We start from the raw sequence: 21,682 nt of genomic DNA on the forward strand, positions 1-21,682 counted from the left end.
AAACTCGCATTGTTGTACGATAAAGACACTATCTGAGCATTGTTGCAAGAGGACTCGCAAAGTGGATATGACACCTTATTTCAGACTGATGGCAGACAAGGATGCCTCAGATATGTTTTTCTGCACCGGCACTGAACCCCATATCAAAATTCAGGGCGTTATCAGACCAGTCGGCACCCAGAAATTAGCCCCGGGTGATGTGAAAGAAATGGCTTATTCGATGATGACGGATGAGCAAGCAAAAGAGTTTGAAAGTACGCTTGAGATGAACTTCGCGGTGCCGCTTAAAGGTGTTGGGCGTTTCCGGGTGAATATTTTCCGTCAACGTGGTGAGTGTTCGATTGTCATTCGCTATATCAGAACGACGATCCCCACCTTTGAACAAATTGGCCTGCCTGATGTGCTCGGTGATGTGGTCATGGAGAAACGCGGACTGATTCTGGTGGTGGGGGCAACTGGCTCCGGTAAATCAACGACCTTGGCATCAATGATCGGTCATCGTAACCGTAATTCCAGTTCGCATATTCTTACCATTGAAGATCCGCTGGAGTTTGTGCACAAACACGAACGTTCAATTGTGCAACAGCGTGAAGTGGGTATCGATACCTTATCTTACGAAAATGCCCTAAAGAATGCCTTACGTGAAGCACCTGACGTGATTCTTATCGGTGAAATCCGTGATATGGAAACGATGAAACACGCGATTAATTACGCTGAAACCGGTCATTTATGTTTAGCGACACTGCATGCCAATAACGCGAATCAGGCGCTGGACAGGATTATTAACTTTTTCCCTGAAATTTTGCACCGTCAGTTACTGATGGATTTATCTTTGAACTTACGTGCCATTATTTCTCAACGCTTATTACCCACGAAAGACGCGGGTCGTGTGCCGGCAGTCGAAGTAATGATCAACTCGCCTTATATCTCCGATTTGATTAATAAAGGAGAAATTGGCAGTATCAAAGATGCCATGCGTGATAGTAATGAAAAAGGCACCATCACATTTGATCAGGCGCTGCTTGGCCTGTATCGCAGTGGTAAGATCACAGAAGAAGACGCATTGATGAATGCTGATTCACGTAACGATTTGAGCCTGGCCATTCGTCTTGGTGATGACAGTGCCGGGTCAGACGCACCAGATGAATTAATTCTCAGCTAAGTGTATTACTGGCTTAATGTGTATAATTCACCCATTTTTGAATATCTAAGGTAATCCTGATGCAGTTAAATTTCCTTGACTACGAACAACCCATCGCTGAGCTGGAAGCGAAAATTGATGAGTTGCGTTATATGAGTAATGACAGTGATTTAAACATCACTGAAGAGATTCAAAAGTTAAAGGAAAAAAGTGAAAGTCTGACAAAATCGATTTTCGCCTCATTAACGCCCTGGCAAATCACCCAAATGGCGCGTCATCCTCAACGTCCATATACACTTGATTACATTAAATTATTACTGACTGACTTCGAAGAGTTACATGGCGATCGCACTTATGCCGATGATGCTGCTCTGGTAACAGGTATTGGCCGTTTGAATGGTCGCCCGGTAGTGGCTATCGGTCATCAAAAAGGCCGTGATACTAAAGAAAAAGTCGCCAGAAACTTCGGCATGCCACGACCAGAAGGATATCGTAAAGCATTACGTGTGATGAAAATGGCGGAACGTTTTGGCATGCCTGTGATCACCTTTATTGATACGCCTGGTGCATACCCTGGCATCGGTGCAGAAGAACGTGGTCAAAGTGAAGCGATCGCCCGTAATCTGTTTGAAATGGCGCAATTAAAAACGCCGATTATCAGCACGGTTATCGGTGAGGGTGGTTCTGGTGGTGCCTTAGCAGTAGGTGTGGCTGATCATCTCATGATGCTTGAATATGGTATTTATTCAGTGATTTCACCAGAAGGCTGTGCCTCTATTTTGTGGAAAAGTGCAGAAAAAGCCTCGGATGCAGCGGCCACATTAGGTGTGACCTCATCACGATTGAAAGAACTGAAATTAATCGATGAAGTGGTTGCTGAACCTTTAGGTGGCGCGCATCGCAATGTTCCTGAGATGGCAAAACGTGTCAAACAGGCTATTGAAAACAAACTGAAAGAATTAGAGAAAATCCCCACAGATAAATTAATCAAACGCCGTCAGGAAAAACTACTGAATTACGGCGCTTTTGAGGGATAAATAACGGGGTGGCATTAAATCCCCAGAAAATCATCACTGACATCACAACACTGGCGGCAGGACGTTCTGTTTGTCTTGCCTACAGTGGTGGTGTTGACTCTCACGTCTTGCTGCACCTGTTAGCAACCACACAGCATCCACAGCTCGCTCAGGTTCGTGCAGTACATATCAATCACGGTTTAAATAACGCAGCAGCGCAGTGGGCTCAACACTGCGCTGAGGTTGCCAACAAGCTTGATATGCCATTTAAAAATATTGATGTCGATGTTCGGGACATTGATGAATTAGGGATGGAAGCGGCAGCCAGAAAAGCCCGCTATCAGGCTTTGAGTAATGAATTGTTGCCTGATGAAGTGTTGGTGACGGCACAACATCAGCATGATCAGGCCGAGACACTTTTATTACAATTATTTCGTGGTGCCGGTCCATTAGGACTCTCTGCTATGTGGCCGGAAAGTCAGTCGCATGGTATGACCATTATCCGACCACTGTTGGATGTGTCTAAACACGAGATTGTTCATTACGCTGAACTTCATCAGCTTGACTGGATTGATGATCCCAGTAATCAGGACACTGAGATTAATCGCAATTATTTACGGCAAACCCTCTGGCCTTTATTACAGGAGCGCTGGCCCTCGCTGGAAAAAACAATCGCTCGTAGTGCCGCGCATTGTCAGGAGACTAGCCTGTTATTAGCACAATTGGCGGAACAGGACAGAGCACAGTGTCAGCTGCAAGATGATGGACATTTGTCTATTGCTGCTGTGAAGCAACTGCCTGCAGAGCGACAACGGAACCTGTTGCGGTTTATGATTGAAACAGCTGGTTATGAGTTGCCGTCTACCGCGATTTTACAGCGCATTATTGAGGATGTGATCAGTGCCGCTCAAGACAAAACGCCGATAGTTCGCTGGTCCAATGTTGAAGTCAGGCGTTATCGTGATGATTTATATCTTCAGACATCCAAACATTCAGAACCCCCACAAGCAGAAGTCACTTTCACTGGTCCTGCTGAACTTGTTTTGTCCAACGGCTGCACGCTCAAATGGCAGCTCACTTCTGGTGATGGCTTGAAAACATCGGTACTCAATGGCGATGTAATCATGCGTTATCGTCAGGGTGGGGAAAAGATTCGGCTCAGGGAACATTCGCAACATAAATCATTAAAACAGCTTTTTCAGGAGTGGTCTGTCCCCCCCTGGAAGCGGTCAATTATTCCGCTGTTTTTTGTTGGAACCGAGTTAGTCGCTGTCGTTGGCTATGGTTATGCCGAACATTATGCAGCCGAGACTGGCGAAAAAGGCTGGCTGCCTTATCTTACAGGAGATTTTCGACCAGATTTAGATTGAGCGAGAAGGGCAATTCTGATAATTTATACGCTATTTTGAGCGCAGCCATTCTGGCCGCGTCGTTTTTTATTGAACTCTCCATATTATGACTAAATTTATTTTCGTCACTGGTGGTGTTGTGTCTTCCCTGGGTAAGGGGATTGCCGCGGCGTCACTGGCTGCTATTCTTGAAGCTCGTGGACTGAAAGTCACGTTGGTAAAACTTGACCCATACATCAACGTTGATCCCGGCACGATGAGTCCGCTTCAGCACGGTGAGGTTTTTGTCACAGAAGACGGTGCAGAAACTGATCTTGATCTCGGTCACTATGAGCGTTTTATTGATGCGGATATGACCCGTAGCAATAACTACACGACCGGACAGATTTATGAGAACGTGATTCGTAAAGAACGTCGTGGTGAGTATTTAGGTAATACCGTTCAGGTTATTCCGCACATTACAGATGAAATTAAACGCTGTATTTTTGAAGGTGCTGGTGATGCCGATGTCGCCTTGATTGAAATTGGTGGTACGGTCGGTGATATTGAATCCTTGCCGTTCCTTGAAACCATTCGTCAGATGGGGTCTGAGTTAGGCCGTGAACGTGCACTTTTCTTACATTTGACGCTGGTGCCGTATATCGCGTCTGCGGGTGAAATCAAAACCAAACCTACTCAGCATTCTGTTAAAGAGCTCAGAACCATTGGTATTCAGCCTGATGTGCTGGTTTGCCGAATGGATCGTCCTCTGCCGGAATCTGAACGTAAGAAAATTGCTTTATTCACCAATGTGACCGTTAATAACGTTGTGTCATGTGTCGATGTCGACAGTATCTATAAAATTCCAATGGAATTACACCGCCAGGGCTTAGATGACATCGTCGTCAAGCAATTAGGCTTAGATGCCAAACCGGCTGACTTAAGCCAATGGCAACAGGTTTATAACAACCTGACGAAGCCGGAAGGTGAAGTCAATATTGCTATGGTCGGTAAGTATATGGAACTGACTGAAGCTTATAAATCACTGTCTGAATCATTGATACATGCGGGCATTCACACCAGAACTAAAGTCAACGTGCATTATGTTGATTCTGAGCTGATTGAACAGCAAGGACCAGACTGCATCAAAGATATGGATGCGATTCTGGTGCCGGGTGGCTTCGGCGAACGCGGTGTTGAAGGCATGATCCAAACTGCCCAGTTTGCCCGCGAAAATAATGTTCCGTATCTGGGCATTTGTTTAGGTATGCAGGTTGCTGTGATTGAGTACGCCCGTCACAAAGCCGGTATGCCAGAAGCTTACAGTACAGAGTTTGACTTAAATACTGTTGATCCTGTTATCGGCCTGATTACGGAATGGCAAAAAGAAGACGGCAGTGTGGAACAGCGTGATCATGATTCTGATCTTGGCGGTACCATGCGTTTAGGTGGTTATCCCTGTGTATTGAAACCAGGCAGTCTGGCCCAGAAAATTTATGGTGAGCAAGAAATTGTCGAACGTCATCGTCACCGCTACGAGTTCAACAGCAACTATAAAGAGAAACTTGAGCAAGCAGGTTTAGTTTTCTCTGGCATGTCGAAAGATGAAACGCTGGCCGAAATGATTGAGATTCCAGAACATCAATGGTTTGTTGCCTGCCAGTTCCATCCAGAATTTACATCGACACCGCGCCATGGCCACCCTTTATTTGAAGGGTTTATTAATGCGGCCAAAGCTAACAAAAAAAATAGAGGGTAACACCATGCAGTTATGTGGTCATGAAGTGGGCGGCAGACAGCCTTTATTTTTAATCGCGGGCACCTGCGTCATTGAAAGTGAACAAATGACCATGGATGTGGCAGGTCAGTTGAAAGAAATCACTGACAAGCTGGGCATTCCGTTCATTTATAAATCGTCTTTCGATAAAGCCAATCGTACCTCGACAAAGAGTTATCGTGGACCGGGTCTGGAAGCAGGCTTAGCGATTCTGGAAAAAGTGAAAAAAGAATTTAATCTGCCAGTGCTGACAGATGTGCATGAAGACACGCCGTTAGCCGAAGTCGCCAGTGTCGTGGATGTGTTACAGACGCCAGCGTTCTTATGCCGTCAGACGAACTTCATCGTCAATGTGGCCAGTCAAGGCTTGCCGGTCAATATCAAAAAAGGCCAGTTTTTAGCGCCCTGGGATATGCAACACGTCGCAGACAAAGCCAAGTCGACCGGTAACCAACAAATTATGTTGTGTGAACGTGGCACATCCTTTGGTTATAACACCTTAATTTCTGATATGCGTGGTCTACCTACCATGCGAAATATGGATTGTCCGGTGGTTTATGATGCGACACATTCTGTTCAGCAACCCGGTGGACAAGGTGGAGCCTCAGGCGGCCAACGTGAGTTTGTACCCGTATTGGCACGTGCTGCGGTAGCCACGGGTATTGCCGGTGTGTTTATGGAAACGCATCCAGAACCTGAAAAAGCCTTAAGTGATGGGCCTAATTCCTGGCCATTACATAAAATGACAGCATTGTTAGAAATGCTGCAAGCAATAGATGCAACAGTAAAACAACAAGACTTTATCGAAGATGAGCTGTTAGCTCGTCGATAACAGTCGATATCAAAAAAACATTACGGGAGCAGAGCATTGAGCAAAATCATTGATGTAAAAGCAAGAGAAATCATCGATTCACGTGGTAACCCAACGGTCGAAGCTGACGTTATTCTGGAAAACGGTGCGTTTGGACGTGCAGCCGTACCGTCAGGTGCCTCAACTGGTGAGCGTGAAGCAGTTGAATTGCGTGATGGTGATAAAGGCCGTTACTTGGGTAAAGGCGTTCTTAAAGCGGTTGAAGCGGTTAACGGCGAATTAAGAGAAGCGGTGTTGGGGATGGATGCTCATGACCAACGTGCTTTAGACAATAAATTGATTGCAACTGACGGTACGGAAAACAAGAGCCGTTTAGGTGCCAATGCGTTATTAGCTATTTCTATGGCGACAGCGCGAGCAGCCGCTGCTGATTCAAAGAAAACGCTGTACAAATACCTGTCAACTGAAGAAAAAGCAGTGATGCCAGTACCGATGATGAATATCATTAATGGTGGTTCACATGCGGATAACAGCGTTGATTTACAAGAGTTTATGATTATGCCTGTCGGTGCATCAAGCCTGACAGAAGCCGTGCGTTATGGTGCTGAAGTCTTCCATGAATTGAAAAAAGTGCTGCATAGCCGTGGTCTGAATACAGCGGTGGGTGATGAAGGTGGTTTTGCACCGGATCTACCGTCTAATGAGTCAGCGATCGAAGTCATTCTGGAAGCGATCAAAAATGCCGGTTATGAAGCTGGTAAAGACATTATGCTGGCACTGGATGCTGCGAGTTCAGAATTCTACAAAGATGGCATGTATGTGCTGGCTTCTGAAAACCGCTCATTAACGTCAGCAGAGTTTGCTGACTTACTGGCTGACTGGGCAAACAAATACCCTATCATCAGTATCGAAGATGGTATGGATGAAAACGATTGGGAAGGCTGGAAATTGTTGACTGACAAAATCGGTGACAAAGTACAGTTGGTCGGTGATGACTTGTTTGTGACTAACCCGAAAATCCTGCAACAAGGTATTGATAAAGGCGTTGCCAACTCGATTCTTATCAAAGTAAATCAAATTGGTACTTTATCTGAAACACTGGATGCGATTAACTTAGCGAAAGCCAATGGTTACACGGCTGTTGTTTCTCATCGTAGTGGTGAAACTGAAGACACGACGATTGCTGACTTAGCGGTAGCGACAAATGCTGGCCAAATCAAAACTGGCTCATTATCACGCTCTGACCGTGTAGCAAAATATAATCAACTAATTCGCATCGAAGCTGAATTAGGTGATGCCGCCAGTTACCCTGGGATGAAGGCGTTTAACGTCCAACAAGCCTAGGTCTTATGTCTAAACCCGTCATGATTTTGTTAGCCGCAATTTTGGTATTACTTCAATACCGATTGTGGCTCAGTCATGACGGGCTTCCTTCTTTATTACGCCTTCACCAAGCTGTAGAAAAGCAACGTCTTGATAACACTGAGTTAAAAGAACGTAATCAAGTGTTAGCTGCTGAGGTGCAAGATCTGAAAAGTGGTCTTGATGCCTTGGAAGAAAGAGCGCGTAGCGAACTCGGTATGGTGAAACCTGGCGAAACCTTTTTCCAGATTATTGATAAACCAGATGAGCAGTAAACAGGCTGTTTGGGCTGTAGTGCCTGCTGCCGGTATTGGTAGTCGAATGCAGGCTGAGATACCAAAGCAATATTTATTGATCGATGATAAGCCTGTTTTACAGTTAACGCTTGAGAGATTGGCTTCACACCCAGCCATTGAAGGGATTGTGATTGCATTAGCAGAAAATGATCAATGGTGGCCGTCTTTATCACTGTCTTTATCCTGTGAATTATTAATCGCTAAAGGCGGTAAAGATCGCTCAGATTCCGTGTCTAATGCTTTAAAACTATTACAGCAGCACATTGAGCATAACCCATGGGTATTAGTGCATGATGCAGCCAGACCCTGTCTGCGACATGCTGATATTGATGCCATGTTAGATACACTTGCGGATGATGCCGTCGGGGGGATTCTCGGGATTCCCGTCTCCGATACCGTTAAACGTGTGGATGACAATAATATGATCCAGGAAACCGTTTGCCGCCAGGGTTTATGGCGAGCTGCCACGCCGCAGATGTTTCGCTTGGCACCGCTTTCTGAGGCATTAATCTCAGCGGCAGAAAAGTCATTAGCTGTGACGGATGAAGCCAGCGCGATAGAGTTAGCTGGTTATCAGCCGCGCATGGTGGAAGGGCACAGCGACAATATCAAAATCACCGTACCGCAGGACTTAGCGCTTGCAGCACTTTATTTACGTCAACAGGCTGGAGGCAATTAATGCGTATAGGGCATGGCTATGATGTTCATCGCTTTATTGAGGATGCACCATTAATCATCGGTGGGGTCACCATTCCACATACACATGGTCTTGAAGCGCATTCAGATGGTGATGTGCTTATTCATGCGATCTGTGATGCCTTGTTAGGTGCTGCTGGCCTGTGGGATATTGGTCATCATTTTCCTGACAATGATGACGCATTTAAAGGAATAGATAGCCGTGTACTTTTACGGCGAGTGATCAGTGATCTTTCAGAACGCGGCTGGTGTGTTGGTAATGTGGATGCCACGATTGTTGCTCAGGCACCCAAGATGGCGCCTTTTATTCCACAAATGCGAGCGTTACTGGCTGTAGACATGGAAGTAGATGTCACGGCGATTAATATCAAAGCAACCACGACCGAAAAATTAGGCTTTGCTGGTCGAAAAGAAGGTATTGCCACGCATGCAGTTGCCTTGATTAGACAAGCGGACTAATGACATTGTCAGCATTTGATTTTGAGTCATTAGCCCGAGTTAATCCGGCCGCCTTGAGTCACCGTTGCCGTATTCGCCAAACGCCGGAAGATTTTAAGGTGGAAGAAAAACTGCCTTTCGAACCGGCTGGGTCTGGTCCACATGTGATGTTACAGATCACCAAAACGGATACCAATACCGATTGGCTGGCGAAAGAGCTGGCACAATTTGCAGGTGTCGATGAGGTGGCCATTGGTTATGCAGGACTAAAAGATCGCCATGCGGTGACGACACAGTGGTTTAGTGTGAATACCGAGGGTGTGGCTGAACCTGATTGGTCTGCCTTTGAGTCGGATCTGATAAAAATTAACCTTATTACACGCCATAATAAGAAGTTAAAACGAGGCGCTTTGTCTGGCAATAGCTTTAAGCTAAATCTTGAAGTACTTGATGGCGACAGAGATAGCTGGGAATCGGCACTCAGTCAGATACAAAAGCAAGGCGTACCTAATTATTTTGGTGAACAGCGCTTTGGTTATCAGATGGGCAATTTACATGGTGTTGAGCAGTGGTTTGAGCAGGGTAGAAAACCTAAAAGCCGTAATAAAAAAAGTCTGTATCTTTCTGCTGCACGGTCATGGTTGTTTAATCTTGTTGTCAGCGAGCGAGTAAAAGCACAAAACTGGAATCAATTTATTCCGGGTGATGTGATGCAGTTAAATGGCAACCACAGTTGTTTTCAGTCAGAAAATGATGATACTGAGTTATTTGAGCGCCTGAAAACCTTTGATATTCACCCTACAGGGGCACTTGCAGGGCAGGGAGAACTTCAGAGTCATGATGAATGCAAGCAGCTGGAAACAGCCGTGCTTGACGCATGGCAGGCTTGGGTTCAGGGATTATCAAGGCAGGGCCTGAAACAGGAGCGACGGGCTTTACGTCTGGTGCCGACAGAATTTAACTGGCAGTGGCATAACTCACGTTTACAACTCACATTCTTTTTACCTTCGGGCTGTTTTGCGACAGCCGTTTTGAGAGAAATGGCTGTTGTTGAAGATAGCAGTGAGAGAATTATTCAGGCTGACAGAGAGTCAGTATAGTAATGACAGAAAGGAGGAAGGCGCTATGTTGAAACGATTATGTCTAATATTTGCCTTCTCTAGCATGCTTATAAGCTCTCTCGCTTGTGCTGGTGATTGGCAGGCAAAAACGACTGACAAGCACCTTGTAGTAATAGAGCTATTTACTGCTGAAGGCTGTGGCTTATGTCCGGCGGCAGAACGCTGGGTTAAACAACTGCCACAGAAAGGGCTTACAGATAACGATGTGGTGATATTAAATTTCCATGTCGATTATCTTGACCAGAAGAAGGGCTGGGTTGATAAATTTGCCAGTCCAGTTTTTACTGACAGACAAAAGCAGCTGACCAGATTAAATTTATTCCAAACAGTGTATACCCCTGAGTTCTTTATCAGTGGTGAAGTGCTACATGATTGGCGCGCTCATGGGCTTGATGCCATCAATTTTGTCAGTGAGTTTAAGCCTGAAGCCAATATCAACCTCGAGGCAAAGCAAGATAAAAACAGTCTTTCTGTTCATAGTCGGGTAAGCGTTGAAGGCGATGAAAATAAGCAATATAGCCAGTTGTATCTCGCTTTGACTGAAAATAATGTGATTAGTGAGGTAAGGGGAGGCGATAATGCCGGCGCCACATTTAATCATCAACATCTCGTAAGAAAGTGGTTAGGGCCGTTTAAGTTAGATGCCAACGGTAAAGCGGATATGACGACTGAAGTTGCTCTTGAAAAGTCGTGGAAATTAGCTGATATGTCATTAGTGGCAATTGTTCAAAATATGGAAAATGGTTATGTCTTACAAGGGCTGGCCTTACCTTTAAAAGATAGATAGATGGATTATTTACCAATATTTTTAGATTTAAAACAGCAAGACTGTCTGGTTGTCGGTGGTGGTAGCGTTGCTACACGAAAAGTGAAGTTATTACTGAAAGCACAGGCCAAGGTCAGCGTGGTGTCACCTGAAATCAGTGATGCACTTGGGACGCTGGTTAAACAAGGCCAGCTTCGCTGGGTGCAATCCATATTTAAAGCTGAGCATATTACGGATCAACGCCTGATTATTGCGGCAACAGATAATGAACAAGTTAATCATCTGGTACATGATATTGCTAAGCAAAAACATATATTAACTAATCTGACAGACAACCCTGATGACAGCGACTTTATTTTTGCTTCTGTATTAGATCGATCGCCGATTATTGTAGCGGTATCCAGTGGTGGTGAATCACCAGTTTTGGCCAGAAACTTACGTGCCCGTTTAGAAACATTAATTCCGCCTGCGTATAGTAAGCTGGGTGAATTAATGGGTAAGTACCGCGAGACAGTCAAACAAAAATTTGGTGAACTCCGTCAGAGAAGACAGTTCTGGGATAGCGTTTTGTCTGGTCCTATTGCTGATCACGTGATGGCTGGGCGGGAAGGGATTGCCGAACAGATATTACAGCAGCAACTGGCTGATGAAATCAAAACTGTTGAAACCGGCGAAGTCTTTTTGGTGGGTGCTGGACCTGGTGATCCGGAATTACTGACATTTAAAGCACTAAGACTCATGCAACAGGCCGACATTGTTTTTTATGATCGTCTGGTGAGTAAAGAAATTCTGGCGCTGGTTCGTAAAGAAGCTGAATTAGTCTATGTTGGTAAACAGCGGGCATGGCATGCCGTCAGACAGGAAGAAATCAATAATTTATTACTGGAACACGCGAAGCAGGGTAAGCGGGTATTACGCTTAAAAGGGGGCGATCCCTTTATATTTGGCCGTGGTGGTGAGGAGATCGATACACTGGCTGAAAATGCTATTCCGTTTCAGGTTGTACCGGGCATCACAGCAGCATCAGGCTGCGCATCTTATGCCGGTATTCCCCTGACACATAGAGACTATGCACAAAGCTGCGTCTTCGTAACCGGCCAATTAAAAGAAGGTGAATTAGATTTAAATTGGTCAGTATTAGTCAAACCCAGACAAACAGTGGTTGTGTATATGGGGTTAGCGGGCCTGCCCCAGCTAAGTCAGAAGTTACAAGAGCATGGAATGCCAGCCGATATGCCTGCCGCATTGGTTCAGCAAGGAACAACTGAAAATCAAAAAGTCTGGTTAAGTACGATAGCAGAGTTACCCGAGCTTGCTGAGCGTGAAAAACCGATAGCACCTACATTGCTTATCATTGGTGAAGTCACACGCTTACATGAGAAATTGGCCTGGTTTAGATCTGGTTGATATCAGCCATTGTGGTTGGTTTATTGCAGCCGTTTGTGCCATATCCATAAAGTTAAAGATTTGTAAGTGTTTGTAAAAAAAGCATTAAGGAAGTTGGCACTATATGTGCAATCTTATCTGAGTTTTACAACCATAAAAATAACTCAGGAGAGTATAGGTAATGCAATTTCCGCAAAAGAGAAAGCTGATTTGCGTCATGCTAGCTTCCGCGCTGTTTTCCAGTGCGAGTTTTGCTGCTGACGATGATGTTAAATTAAGTGACATTGAAGTCGTGGGAACAACCCCTCTACATGGAGTAGGCTTACCTAAGGATCAAGTTGCTGCGAATGTGCAGACAGCAACTGATGAAGATATCGAACGTGTTCAGGCGTTAGACATTTCTGATTTCATGAACAAAACATTGGGTAGTGTCAGTTTGAATCAGGCACAAAACAACCCATTCCAGCCTGATCTGCAATTCCGTGGCTTTACGGCTTCACCTTTAGTCGGTAACTCTCAAGGTTTGTCTGTGTATGTTGATGGCATTCGTGTTAATGAGCCGTTTGGTGACGCGGTTAACTTTGAATTAATTCCAGAGTCTGCGATTGCCAGCATGAACCTGATTCCAGGCTCAAACCCGCTGTTTGGTTTGAATACGCTGGGCGGTGCTTTATCGATCAAAACTAAGAACGGTTTTACTAACCCAGGCCATAGCTTAGAAGCATATACAGGCTCATTTGGTCGTGACTCAGGCACCATTGAAAGTGGTGGTAGTGATGGTAATTTTGCTTACTTTGTGACTGGTTCTATTACTAAAGAAGATGGCTGGCGTGATTACTCTCCATCGCGTGTAGAGCAGTTTTTCACAAACTTAAGCTATGCTGATGAAGACACCACATTAGATTTTGGTATCACTGCGGTTGATAGTGATTTAAATGGTAATGGGGCATCTCCTACTCTGTTAGTCGATGCAGACCGTGAAGCAGTGTTCACGCATCCAGATAATACGCAAAATAAACTGCGTATGTTTACCCTGAATGGCACTCACTGGTTAAATGATAAAACTATGTTGGCTGCTAACACGTACTATCGTAAGAGTGATCGTGATTCATTTAATGGTGATGGTACCGAGAATGAATTTAATGGCACAGACATTGAAGATGAAGATGGTAATCCGATTGTTGATGGCACTACCTTGGGTCTAGATGGTACTGAAGACCTTGCAGCGAATAATACAAGTAAAACAGAGCAAGACAGCTTTGGCTTTGCTTTACAATCAACCTTTTTAAATGATTTGTTTGGTCGCGATAATCAATTAATTGTGGGTGTAGGTTTTGATCATTCAAATGTGGATTATTCCTCACAAACAGAATTGGCTACTTTCGATGATACTCGAGGTACAGTAGGTACTGGATATGTTCTTGATGACACAGTAGTCGATGGTAACGTTAAGACCGATACTTATAGTATTTTCTTCACTAATACGCATTCATTAACTGATCGTCTAGCCATGACGGTTGGCGCTCGTTATAACTGGATTGAAGTGGATATTTCAGGTACGAGTGAAGGTGGTGATCAAGATCTGAATGAGTCAGGAAATTCTCATACATTTAAACGTTTAAATCCTTCATTGGGTTTAACGTATAAATTGACAGATACTATGACTTCTTATGTCAGCTATAACGAATCAAATCGTGCACCAACAGCAACTGAATTGACTTGTGCTGAACCAGATTCACCTTGTGCTTATCCAAATGCGTTCTTAGCAGATCCACCGTTAGATGATGTTGTTGCCAGAACCATTGAAACAGGTCTACGTGGCCAACAAGAATTATTCAACTGGTATGCCAATGTTTATTACACCCAGTTAAAAGATGATTTATTGTTTTTCCCAGAAGATGAAAGTCAATCGGATGATGTGAGTGGTCGTTTAGGCTTAGGTAACTTCAGAAATATTGATAAAACAGCGCGTGCGGGTGTTGAACTGGGTATGGCCGGACAATATGAGAAGCTAAGCTGGTCAGCAAACTATGGTTATGTTCGTGCGACATTTGAAGATGATTTCACTTATTCACGTGATGGTGATTTATATAACGTGTCTAAAGGTGATCGTCTGCCAAGCATTCCTGCACATAACTTAAATGTAGGTCTGGACTATGCATTCACGCAACAATTTTCTGCAGGTTTAACCGCGTCATATCACTCTAGTCAGTACTACCGTGGTGATGAAGCGAATGACGATAAGAAAATTGCGGGTTATCGTGTTGTGAACCTGCACAGCCGTTACAAAGTGAATGAGCATCTGCAGTTCTTCGCAAAAGTCGATAATTTATTCGACAGCGAGTACAACACTTTTGGTTTATACGGTGAGCCTGATGAAGCACCGGGTCTGGATGCTTATGACAGTGATGAACATTTCGTCGGTACAAGTGCACCTCGTGCAGGATGGATTGGTTTCAAACTAACCATGTAATCATCTATTTAAAAGGGGCTGATTTCAGCCCCTTTTCATTTGTAAGGTACATAAATGAAAGTTCTATTTCTTTGTTTCACATTATTATTTCCCTGTTTGCTATGGGCTGAGGAAACACCTCAGTATTTTGAGCGTTGTTTAACAGCGGCTAAAACCTTGAAACCAGGTCATGTTATTAAGGTTGAACGTAAAGTCGAAGACGAGCGTGATGTTTATGAATTTGATATCCGTGGTATTGACGGTGCTGACTGGGACCTTGAGTGCTTAGTAAAAACGGGCGAAATTATAGAAGTGGAACAAGAAGTCGATCATCCGAACCATCCGAAATTTAAAGCACACGCCAAAATTAGCGAGTTAGAGGCAAGACAAATTGCCTTAGCGCTCTATCCTGGCGAAGTGGTTGAAGTGGAATATGAAATTGAACAAGGTGGAAAAGCCACCTATGAATTTGATATTGCCACAAAAGATGGAAAAGAAATGAAAGTGGAGGTCGATGCGAGTTCTGGGAAGATTATTGAGAAAAATCTTGAGCTCTGGCAAGTCGGTTTAGAATAAATTTTCTCGTTTTACTCTCAACCGCAGTGCATATTTCGCTAAGTGCACTGCGGTTTTTTTTATCTATGAAAAACGTAAAGAAAGATCAACGGCTTTAATATCTTTTGTTAGTGCGCCTACTGAGATTCTATCTACACCTGTTTCTGCAACACGGCGAATATTATCCAAAGTAATATTACCCGAAGCTTCAAGTTCTGCTCGGCCTTGGTTGATAGCAACGGCCTGTTTTAAATCATCAATACCAAAATTATCTAACATAATAATATCGACTCCGCTCGCAAGCGCCTGTTCGAGTTCTGAGAAATTTTCAACTTCAACTTCTATTGGTACGCCAGCAGATAGGGCTTTCGCCTGATTTATAGCATTGCTGATGGAACCCGCTGCCATAATATGATTTTCTTTAATAAGAATACCGTCATATAGACCGACTCTATGATTAAAGCAGCCACCACATTTTACTGCGAATTTTTGAGCAACACGCCAGCCTGGTAGTGTTTTACGCGTGTCCAATATTTTAACAGGCAACCCTGCTACAGCATCGCTGTAAATCGAAGAGATTGTTGCGGTGCCGGACAATGTCTGTAAAAAATTCATTGCCGTACGCTCACCTGTTAATAAGGCTCTGGCTGGTCCGTGTAACTCACAAATAACCGTATTGGCCTTCACTCGATCACCATCTTGGGCTTTCCAGCTAAGGCTTATTGATGCATCAAGTTGTTTAAAAACGCGTTCAAACCATTGCATGCCACAAATTGTTGAATCCTCACGTGTGATTAATGTGGCGTTTGATACTGCATCAATCGGAATCAGATTAGCGGTCAGATCTGCCTGACCAATGTCTTCAAGCAAAGCAAGTTTAACTTGTGAATCTATAAATGCGTCGGGGAGTGGATTTTCTATGGTCATATCGATAAGGTAATGGCAAATCAAAACAGGTTAACGTGTGCGGCATGATTAATCTACATAATGAGACGTCTTAGTGAAAATAAATAAGCAATCGGGTCTGATCGAAAACGCAATAATTACGCTATCACCTAATTATGATAAGCGGCCTGACCAACATGATCTTAGCGGTATTGTGATACACAATATCAGCTTGCCACCTGGTAAGTTTGGCGACACATTTATTGATGATCTGTTTCTGAATAAGCTGGATTGCTCCGCTCATCCTTACTTCAAGCAGTTAGATGGCTTAAAAGTCTCATCGCATATTTTGATTAGACGTAATGGTGAAGTTGTTCAGTTTGTACCATTTCATCAACGAGCCTGGCACGCAGGCGTATCGCAGTGGCAAGGAAGGGAAAAGTGTAATGACTTTACTATCGGAATAGAGCTGGAAGGGTGTGACGACAAACCGTTTGCTGAAGTTCAATACACTGAACTTGTGCAAGTAATAAAAGCATTATGCCACGCCTATCCAAAGCTGACATACGAGAAAATAACCGGACATGAGCATATTGCTCCAGGACGGAAAACCGATCCTGGCCCTTATTTTGACTGGCAAAAATTAACAACCATGCTAAAAAGAGAGAAATAAAAAAGCCGCCTTAAAGGCGGCTTTTTTAAGAATCGAAGCAGGCAATTACTTAGTGATTGCAATCAGCTCAATTTCAAAAATTAAGGTTTCGTTTGGACCAATGAGGTTACCGGCGCCACGTGGACCATAGGCCAGGTTAGCAGGAACAACGATGCGCCATTTTGAACCTTCTTTCATCATTTTTAATGCTTCCTGCCAGCCTTGAATAACGCCATTGACAGGGAAGGTAGCTGGTTCGCCACGATCATATGAGCTATCGAAAACGGTACCATCGATTAAAGTACCTTTGTAGTTAGCAATAACTTTGTCATTTTCTGTCGGAGTGGCGCCATCACCTTCTTTCAGAATTTCATATTGCAGACCACTGTCAGTCGTTACAACACCTTCTTTCTTAGCATTTTTTTCCATGTAAGCTTTAGCTTCAGCTTGTTTTTCGTTCATGACTTTTGCTAATTCTTGTGCTTTTTGTGCTTGGTAAGCTTGTACAACTTGTTCCGCTGTCGTTTGATCAAGTTGTGGTTTTTGGCCAGCCAGCATATCTGCTACACCCGCTTTAAATGCTTCAATATCAAGATCCACACCTTCTTGCATCATATTCTGACCAACTTGAATACCAAAGATGTAACTAATTTTTTGTTTATCTGTATCTAATGTTGTGGCGTTGTCAGCTGCCATTACGTTTGCTCCAAATAATAGTAAAGGTAAAATCGCGAGTGTTTTTAATTTCATATAATGCTCTCAATGTATAGATAAGGTGTGTGCCCGATTTAGTACAATGCTCTGCCTTAAAAGTTCATTAGCATAGGCTAAAAGTTCAATACCATACGCTAAATCCACAATATTTTCACGACTACAATGAGCTAATAACTGAGAAAAACACTTGGTTATTGCTTTAATTGATACTATAATAGTACCAATTAGGAGGTGCACCAATGTTGCGAATGGGAAAATTGACAGATTATGGCATTGTGCTGATGAGCTATTTTGCCTCAAATCTTCAACTTCAACATAGTGCACATGCTATTGCTGAAGCAGTAAAAGTACCACTGCCAACGGTAAGAAAAGTTTTAAAGTTATTGTCTCATTCAGGGCTGTTAAAGTCTGAACGCGGCGTAATGGGCGGCTATAGTCTGAGTCGTCAAGCTGATGAGATTACCATTGCAGAAATTATTACAGCGATAGAAGGACCGATTGCTTTGACCGAGTGTGTCAGCAGTGATAGCCACTGTGATCAGGAAACGCACTGTGCCGTACAGACTAATTGGACCAAAATTAATGATGCCGTTTTTCAGGCATTAGACGAAGTAAAACTATCGGATATGCTGACACCACAGACTTCACTGGGTATCAGCCCGATCAGATTCTATTCATCTTATAACGAGGTGAATAAAACAACTTTACAGGATGGTGAGTTCCATGACTGAACAAAGTCAACAACTTGAAGCGATTACACAGAAAGAATACAAAGCAGGGTTTGTCACTGATATTGAAGTAGATAGCCTGCCGCCGGGTTTGAATGAGGATGTGATCAAACAAATATCACTCATCAAAAATGAACCTGACTGGATGCTCGAATGGCGTTTAGAAGCGTATCGTCACTGGTTAACTATGGAAACGCCAGAGTGGGCTCATGTCCATTATCCGGCTATCAACTATCAGGAAATCAGTTATTACTCTGCACCAAAGAAAAAAACTGATGGTCCTAAAAGTCTGGATGAAGTCGATCCTGAACTGTTAAAAACCTATGAAAAACTCGGTGTCCCATTAGATGAGAGAGCGCGTCTTGCTGGTGTGGCTGTTGATGCCGTTTTTGATAGTGTCTCTGTTTCCAATACATTCAAGGATAAATTAGCTGAAGAAGGCATCTTGTTTATGCCTATTTCAGAAGCGATTCAGGAACATCCTGAATTAGTGAAAAAATATATTGGTAGCGTCGTTCCACATAAAGATAACTTTTATGCCGCGCTGAACTCGGCGGTATTCACTGATGGCTCGTTTGTTTATATTCCTAAAGGTGTGCGTTGCCCAATGGAATTATCAACCTACTTCCGTATCAACGCCGCCAATACTGGACAATTTGAACGTACATTAATCATTGCTGATGATGATGCTTATGTCAGTTATCTGGAAGGCTGTACCGCACCAATGCGTGATGAAAATCAGCTCCATGCCGCGGTTGTGGAATTGGTGGCAATGGACCGTGCTGAAATCAAGTATTCGACAGTTCAAAACTGGTACCCCGGTGATGAAAATGGCAAAGGTGGTATCTATAACTTTGTGACAAAACGTGCTGCATGCCGTGGTGAGTCATCAAAAGTCTCCTGGACACAGGTAGAAACCGGTTCTGCTATTACCTGGAAATATCCGAGCGTTGTTTTGCAAGGTGATAATTCAGTTGGTGAATTCTATTCAGTTGCCGTCACCAATAATATGCAGCAAGCCGATACGGGTACCAAGATGATTCATCTGGGTAAAAACACCAGTTCAACGATCATTTCCAAAGGTATCTCGGCTGGTCGTTCACAAAATGCTTATCGAGGTCTGGTACGAATTGGACCTAACGCGGAAAACGCTCGCAACTATACCGAGTGTGACTCTTTATTAATGAGTGATACCTGTGGTGCGCATACTTTTCCTTATATCGAAGTGAAAAATCCGACTGCAAAAGTTGAACATGAGGCATCCACATCGAAAATCAGTGAAGACCAACTGTTTTACTGTAAACAGCGTGGATTAGATGCAGAAGATGCTGTGTCGATGATCGTGAATGGTTTTTGTAAACAAGTCATACGTGAATTACCAATGGAATTCGCGGTAGAAGCACAAAATCTACTCGGTTTGTCATTAGAAGGTTCCGTGGGTTAAACCATAAGAGAACTGCCAAACAATATTCAGAAATTTTAGAGAGTGAAGATGTTAACAATTAAAAATTTACACGCCAGCGTTGATGGCAAAGAAATTCTTCGCGGTATTGACCTGACAGTGAACCCTGGTGAAATCCATGCGATCATGGGCCCTAATGGTGCTGGTAAAAGTACGCTGTCGAATGTTCTTGCCGGACGTGATGGTTACGAAATTACCCAAGGTGAAGTCATCTATAAAGGTGAAAACTTATTAGATCTTGAGCCTGAAGAACGTGCGCAACGTGGTGTTTTTCTGGCGTTCCAATATCCGGTAGAAATTCCTGGTGTCAGTAATGTTTATTTGCTGAAAGCGGCTTTGAATGCCGTGCGTAAATATCAGGGCCTGGAAGAAGTCGACGCGATGGATTTCTTAACACTGGTTCGTGAAAAAATGAAACTGGTTAAGATGAATGAAGAATTCCTTCACCGTAACGTTAACGAAGGTTTTTCTGGTGGTGAGAAAAAACGTAATGAAATTCTGCAAATGGCGGTATTAGAGCCGGCATTAGCGATTCTTGATGAAACCGATTCAGGACTGGATATTGATGCATTACGTACCGTTTCAGAAGGCGTGAATGCGCTTCGTGCTGAAGATCGTTCTATCGTGATGATTACCCACTACCAGCGCTTATTAGATCATATTGTTCCTGATTTTGTTCATGTGTTATCTGAAGGACGTATCGTTAAATCAGGTGATAAAGAACTGGCAAAAGAATTGGAAAAATCAGGTTATAGCTGGATTCATGATGCGCCTGAAGGTGAGACTGCATGAAACAGTTAACGGATATCACAACACCATTTGACGATATCGCCGCGACTCAGACTTTACCCGGTCAAGAGCTTGATTGGTTGCAGCAGTTGCGCCAACAAGCCCGTGCGCAATTTCAGCGTCAAGGATTACCCTCTAAAAAAGTTGAAGACTGGAAATACACGTCTTTATGGGCTTTATCTCAAGAGGCATTCACACACGAAGCTGCTGCGAGCCAGTTGGATGAAATGCGTTGTTCACAGGTCGCATTACTGGAAACTGCCTATCGCTTAGTCATTGTTGATGGCCAATTCAGTGCTGAGTTATCACATCTGGATTGTCTAGAGACTGGACTCACTGTAGAGCCGCTTTCACAGGCCTTTTCTAAAACAAAATCAGTGTTAGGTCAGCAGGTGACGCTTGAAAAAGCTGGCTTGAATGCCCTGAATACGATGTTGATGACCGAAGGTGCCTATATTCAGGTCACTGCGAATACCAATGTGTCTAAGCCGGTAGAGTTGCTGGTGATTAATACCGGTGAAACCGATAAACTGGCTACACATTTACGTCATGTGATCGATATCGCTGAAGATGCTGAATTAACACTGGTCGAGCATTATGTCAGCCTAGCTGATAACAGCGTTGGATTGACAGATGTCATTTCAGAAGTGAACTTGGCAGAAAAGGCTCATTTGAGTCATTTCAAATTACAGCATGAGTCCTTGTCTCATTATCATATAGCGACATTGGCCGGTAAGCAGGCGAGCAGCAGTGTCTGGCATACCAATAATATTTCTCTAGGGGCTAAACTGGCGAGAAATGATATTCATAGCCAGCTATTGGGTGAGCAGGCCCATGTGACAATGGATGGCTTATATCTGGTTGCTGGAAAGCAACATGTCGATAACCACACACGCATCGATCATGCTGTGCCCAATACCACTAGTGAAGAGATCTACAAAGGCGTGTTGGATGGTGATAGCCATGCCGTCTTTAACGGCAAAGTTATCGTGCATAAAGATGCACAGAAAACAGATGCGAATCAGAGTAACCGTAATTTACTGCTGTCGCGCACTTGTGAAATTGATACCAAGCCTGAAATGGAAATTTATGCTGATGACGTCAAATGCGGTCACGGTAGTACCGTTGGTCAGTTGGACGAACAGCAATTATTTTTCCTGCGTGCGCGTGGCATGAATGAAACCAGTGCTCGAAGCTTATTGACCTATGCGTTTGCTGTGGAAGTGCTGCAACGAATTTCAGATATGCCGATTCGCCAGGCCTTATCAAACGTGATCGAAACGCGATTACCGCGAGGTGCGTAAGTT

21 protein-coding genes are annotated in these 21,682 nt (G+C 43.8%); 19 read left to right on the plus strand and 2 right to left on the minus strand.

What is annotated here, in order from left to right; all coding sequences use genetic code 11:
- Positions 1 to 61: 61 nt before the first annotated feature.
- The 14 genes from QQL60_RS03205 to QQL60_RS03270 all read left to right on the plus strand — a co-directional run bounded on the left by QQL60_RS03205 (position 62) and on the right by QQL60_RS03270 (position 15,166).
- Positions 62 to 1,162 (plus strand): PilT/PilU family type 4a pilus ATPase, encoded by a 1,101-nt coding sequence (locus tag QQL60_RS03205; protein WP_379008017.1) that lies wholly within the window; start codon positions 62 to 64, stop codon positions 1,160 to 1,162.
- Positions 1,163 to 1,221: 59 nt separating this feature from the next.
- Positions 1,222 to 2,178 carry an acetyl-CoA carboxylase carboxyltransferase subunit alpha gene (locus QQL60_RS03210; RefSeq protein WP_007145523.1) on the plus strand — a complete coding sequence of 319 codons (957 nt, stop codon included), beginning with the start codon at positions 1,222 to 1,224 and terminating at the stop codon, positions 2,176 to 2,178.
- Positions 2,179 to 2,186: 8 nt separating this feature from the next.
- Entirely contained in the window at positions 2,187 to 3,527 is a 1,341-nt protein-coding gene (tilS, locus tag QQL60_RS03215) for a tRNA lysidine(34) synthetase TilS (protein WP_284722400.1), read from the plus strand.
- A gap of 85 nt (positions 3,528 to 3,612) precedes the next feature.
- Complete coding sequence (gene pyrG / locus QQL60_RS03220) at positions 3,613 to 5,244, plus strand: CTP synthase (RefSeq protein WP_007145521.1); 1,632 nt, start codon at positions 3,613 to 3,615, stop codon at positions 5,242 to 5,244.
- A 4-nt stretch (positions 5,245 to 5,248) separates the two neighbouring features.
- Positions 5,249 to 6,094 (plus strand): 3-deoxy-8-phosphooctulonate synthase, encoded by an 846-nt coding sequence (gene kdsA / locus QQL60_RS03225; protein ID WP_040576241.1) that lies wholly within the window; start codon positions 5,249 to 5,251, stop codon positions 6,092 to 6,094.
- Positions 6,095 to 6,130: 36 nt separating this feature from the next.
- Positions 6,131 to 7,417 carry a phosphopyruvate hydratase gene (eno, locus tag QQL60_RS03230; protein WP_284722401.1) on the plus strand — a complete coding sequence of 429 codons (1,287 nt, stop codon included), beginning with the start codon at positions 6,131 to 6,133 and terminating at the stop codon, positions 7,415 to 7,417.
- A 5-nt stretch (positions 7,418 to 7,422) separates the two neighbouring features.
- Positions 7,423 to 7,710 (plus strand): cell division protein FtsB, encoded by a 288-nt coding sequence (gene ftsB, locus QQL60_RS03235; protein ID WP_007145518.1) that lies wholly within the window; start codon positions 7,423 to 7,425, stop codon positions 7,708 to 7,710.
- Positions 7,700 to 8,410: a 2-C-methyl-D-erythritol 4-phosphate cytidylyltransferase gene (ispD, locus tag QQL60_RS03240; RefSeq protein WP_007145517.1), complete on the plus strand. Its 711-nt coding sequence runs from the start codon at positions 7,700 to 7,702 to the stop codon at positions 8,408 to 8,410. The genes ftsB and ispD overlap by 11 nt, the downstream gene beginning before the upstream one ends.
- Positions 8,410 to 8,886 carry a 2-C-methyl-D-erythritol 2,4-cyclodiphosphate synthase gene (ispF, locus tag QQL60_RS03245; RefSeq protein ID WP_007145516.1) on the plus strand — a complete coding sequence of 159 codons (477 nt, stop codon included), beginning with the start codon at positions 8,410 to 8,412 and terminating at the stop codon, positions 8,884 to 8,886. Before ispD ends, ispF begins: the two co-directional genes overlap by 1 nt.
- The gene (truD, locus tag QQL60_RS03250) at positions 8,886 to 9,965 is read left to right on the plus strand and encodes a tRNA pseudouridine(13) synthase TruD (protein WP_007145515.1); all 1,080 of its coding nucleotides are present in this window, start codon (positions 8,886 to 8,888) and stop codon (positions 9,963 to 9,965) included. Before ispF ends, truD begins: the two co-directional genes overlap by 1 nt.
- 25 nt (positions 9,966 to 9,990) lie before the next feature.
- On the plus strand, positions 9,991 to 10,773 hold the full coding sequence (locus QQL60_RS03255) for a DUF1223 domain-containing protein (protein WP_007145514.1): 783 nt from the start codon (positions 9,991 to 9,993) through the stop codon (positions 10,771 to 10,773).
- The gene (gene cysG / locus QQL60_RS03260; protein ID WP_284722402.1) at positions 10,774 to 12,159 is read left to right on the plus strand and encodes a siroheme synthase CysG; all 1,386 of its coding nucleotides are present in this window, start codon (positions 10,774 to 10,776) and stop codon (positions 12,157 to 12,159) included.
- A 160-nt stretch (positions 12,160 to 12,319) separates the two neighbouring features.
- Entirely contained in the window at positions 12,320 to 14,611 is a 2,292-nt protein-coding gene (locus tag QQL60_RS03265; protein WP_284722403.1) for a TonB-dependent receptor, read from the plus strand.
- Between the two features lie 54 nt (positions 14,612 to 14,665).
- Positions 14,666 to 15,166, plus strand: coding sequence for a PepSY domain-containing protein (locus QQL60_RS03270; protein WP_284722404.1), 501 nt, complete (start codon positions 14,666 to 14,668; stop codon positions 15,164 to 15,166).
- A gap of 63 nt (positions 15,167 to 15,229) precedes the next feature.
- On the opposite strand, the gene nadC is transcribed toward QQL60_RS03270, so the two are convergent.
- Positions 15,230 to 16,072, minus strand: a complete 843-nt coding sequence (gene nadC / locus QQL60_RS03275) for a carboxylating nicotinate-nucleotide diphosphorylase (protein WP_284722405.1) — start codon at positions 16,070 to 16,072, stop codon at positions 15,230 to 15,232.
- A gap of 73 nt (positions 16,073 to 16,145) precedes the next feature.
- Here nadC and ampD point away from each other — a divergent pair, with 73 nt between their 5' ends.
- A complete protein-coding gene (gene ampD, locus QQL60_RS03280; RefSeq protein ID WP_284722406.1) occupies positions 16,146 to 16,703 on the plus strand; it encodes a 1,6-anhydro-N-acetylmuramyl-L-alanine amidase AmpD in 558 nt (185 codons plus the stop codon).
- 45 nt (positions 16,704 to 16,748) lie between these two features.
- On the opposite strand, the gene bamJ is transcribed toward ampD, so the two are convergent.
- A complete protein-coding gene (gene bamJ / locus QQL60_RS03285) occupies positions 16,749 to 17,378 on the minus strand; it encodes a BamJ family beta-barrel-assembly machinery protein (RefSeq protein WP_284722407.1) in 630 nt (209 codons plus the stop codon).
- 257 nt (positions 17,379 to 17,635) lie between these two features.
- On the opposite strand from bamJ, the gene QQL60_RS03290 reads away from it, so the two are divergent.
- From QQL60_RS03290 to sufD, 4 genes are read left to right on the plus strand one after another with little or no spacing between them, the layout of a single operon-like run.
- On the plus strand, positions 17,636 to 18,127 hold the full coding sequence (locus QQL60_RS03290) for an SUF system Fe-S cluster assembly regulator (protein ID WP_284452075.1): 492 nt from the start codon (positions 17,636 to 17,638) through the stop codon (positions 18,125 to 18,127).
- Complete coding sequence (gene sufB, locus QQL60_RS03295; protein ID WP_007145506.1) at positions 18,120 to 19,568, plus strand: Fe-S cluster assembly protein SufB; 1,449 nt, start codon at positions 18,120 to 18,122, stop codon at positions 19,566 to 19,568. Before QQL60_RS03290 ends, sufB begins: the two co-directional genes overlap by 8 nt.
- Positions 19,569 to 19,616: 48 nt before the next feature.
- On the plus strand, positions 19,617 to 20,378 hold the full coding sequence (sufC, locus tag QQL60_RS03300) for a Fe-S cluster assembly ATPase SufC (RefSeq protein ID WP_284452074.1): 762 nt from the start codon (positions 19,617 to 19,619) through the stop codon (positions 20,376 to 20,378).
- Positions 20,375 to 21,679, plus strand: coding sequence for a Fe-S cluster assembly protein SufD (gene sufD / locus QQL60_RS03305; protein ID WP_284722408.1), 1,305 nt, complete (start codon positions 20,375 to 20,377; stop codon positions 21,677 to 21,679). Before sufC ends, sufD begins: the two co-directional genes overlap by 4 nt.
- The last annotated feature ends 3 nt before the right edge of the window (positions 21,680 to 21,682 follow it).

The sequence above is a fragment of the Methylophaga thalassica genome, assembly GCF_030159795.1.
Lineage (GTDB): Bacteria > Pseudomonadota > Gammaproteobacteria > Nitrosococcales > Methylophagaceae > Methylophaga > Methylophaga thalassica.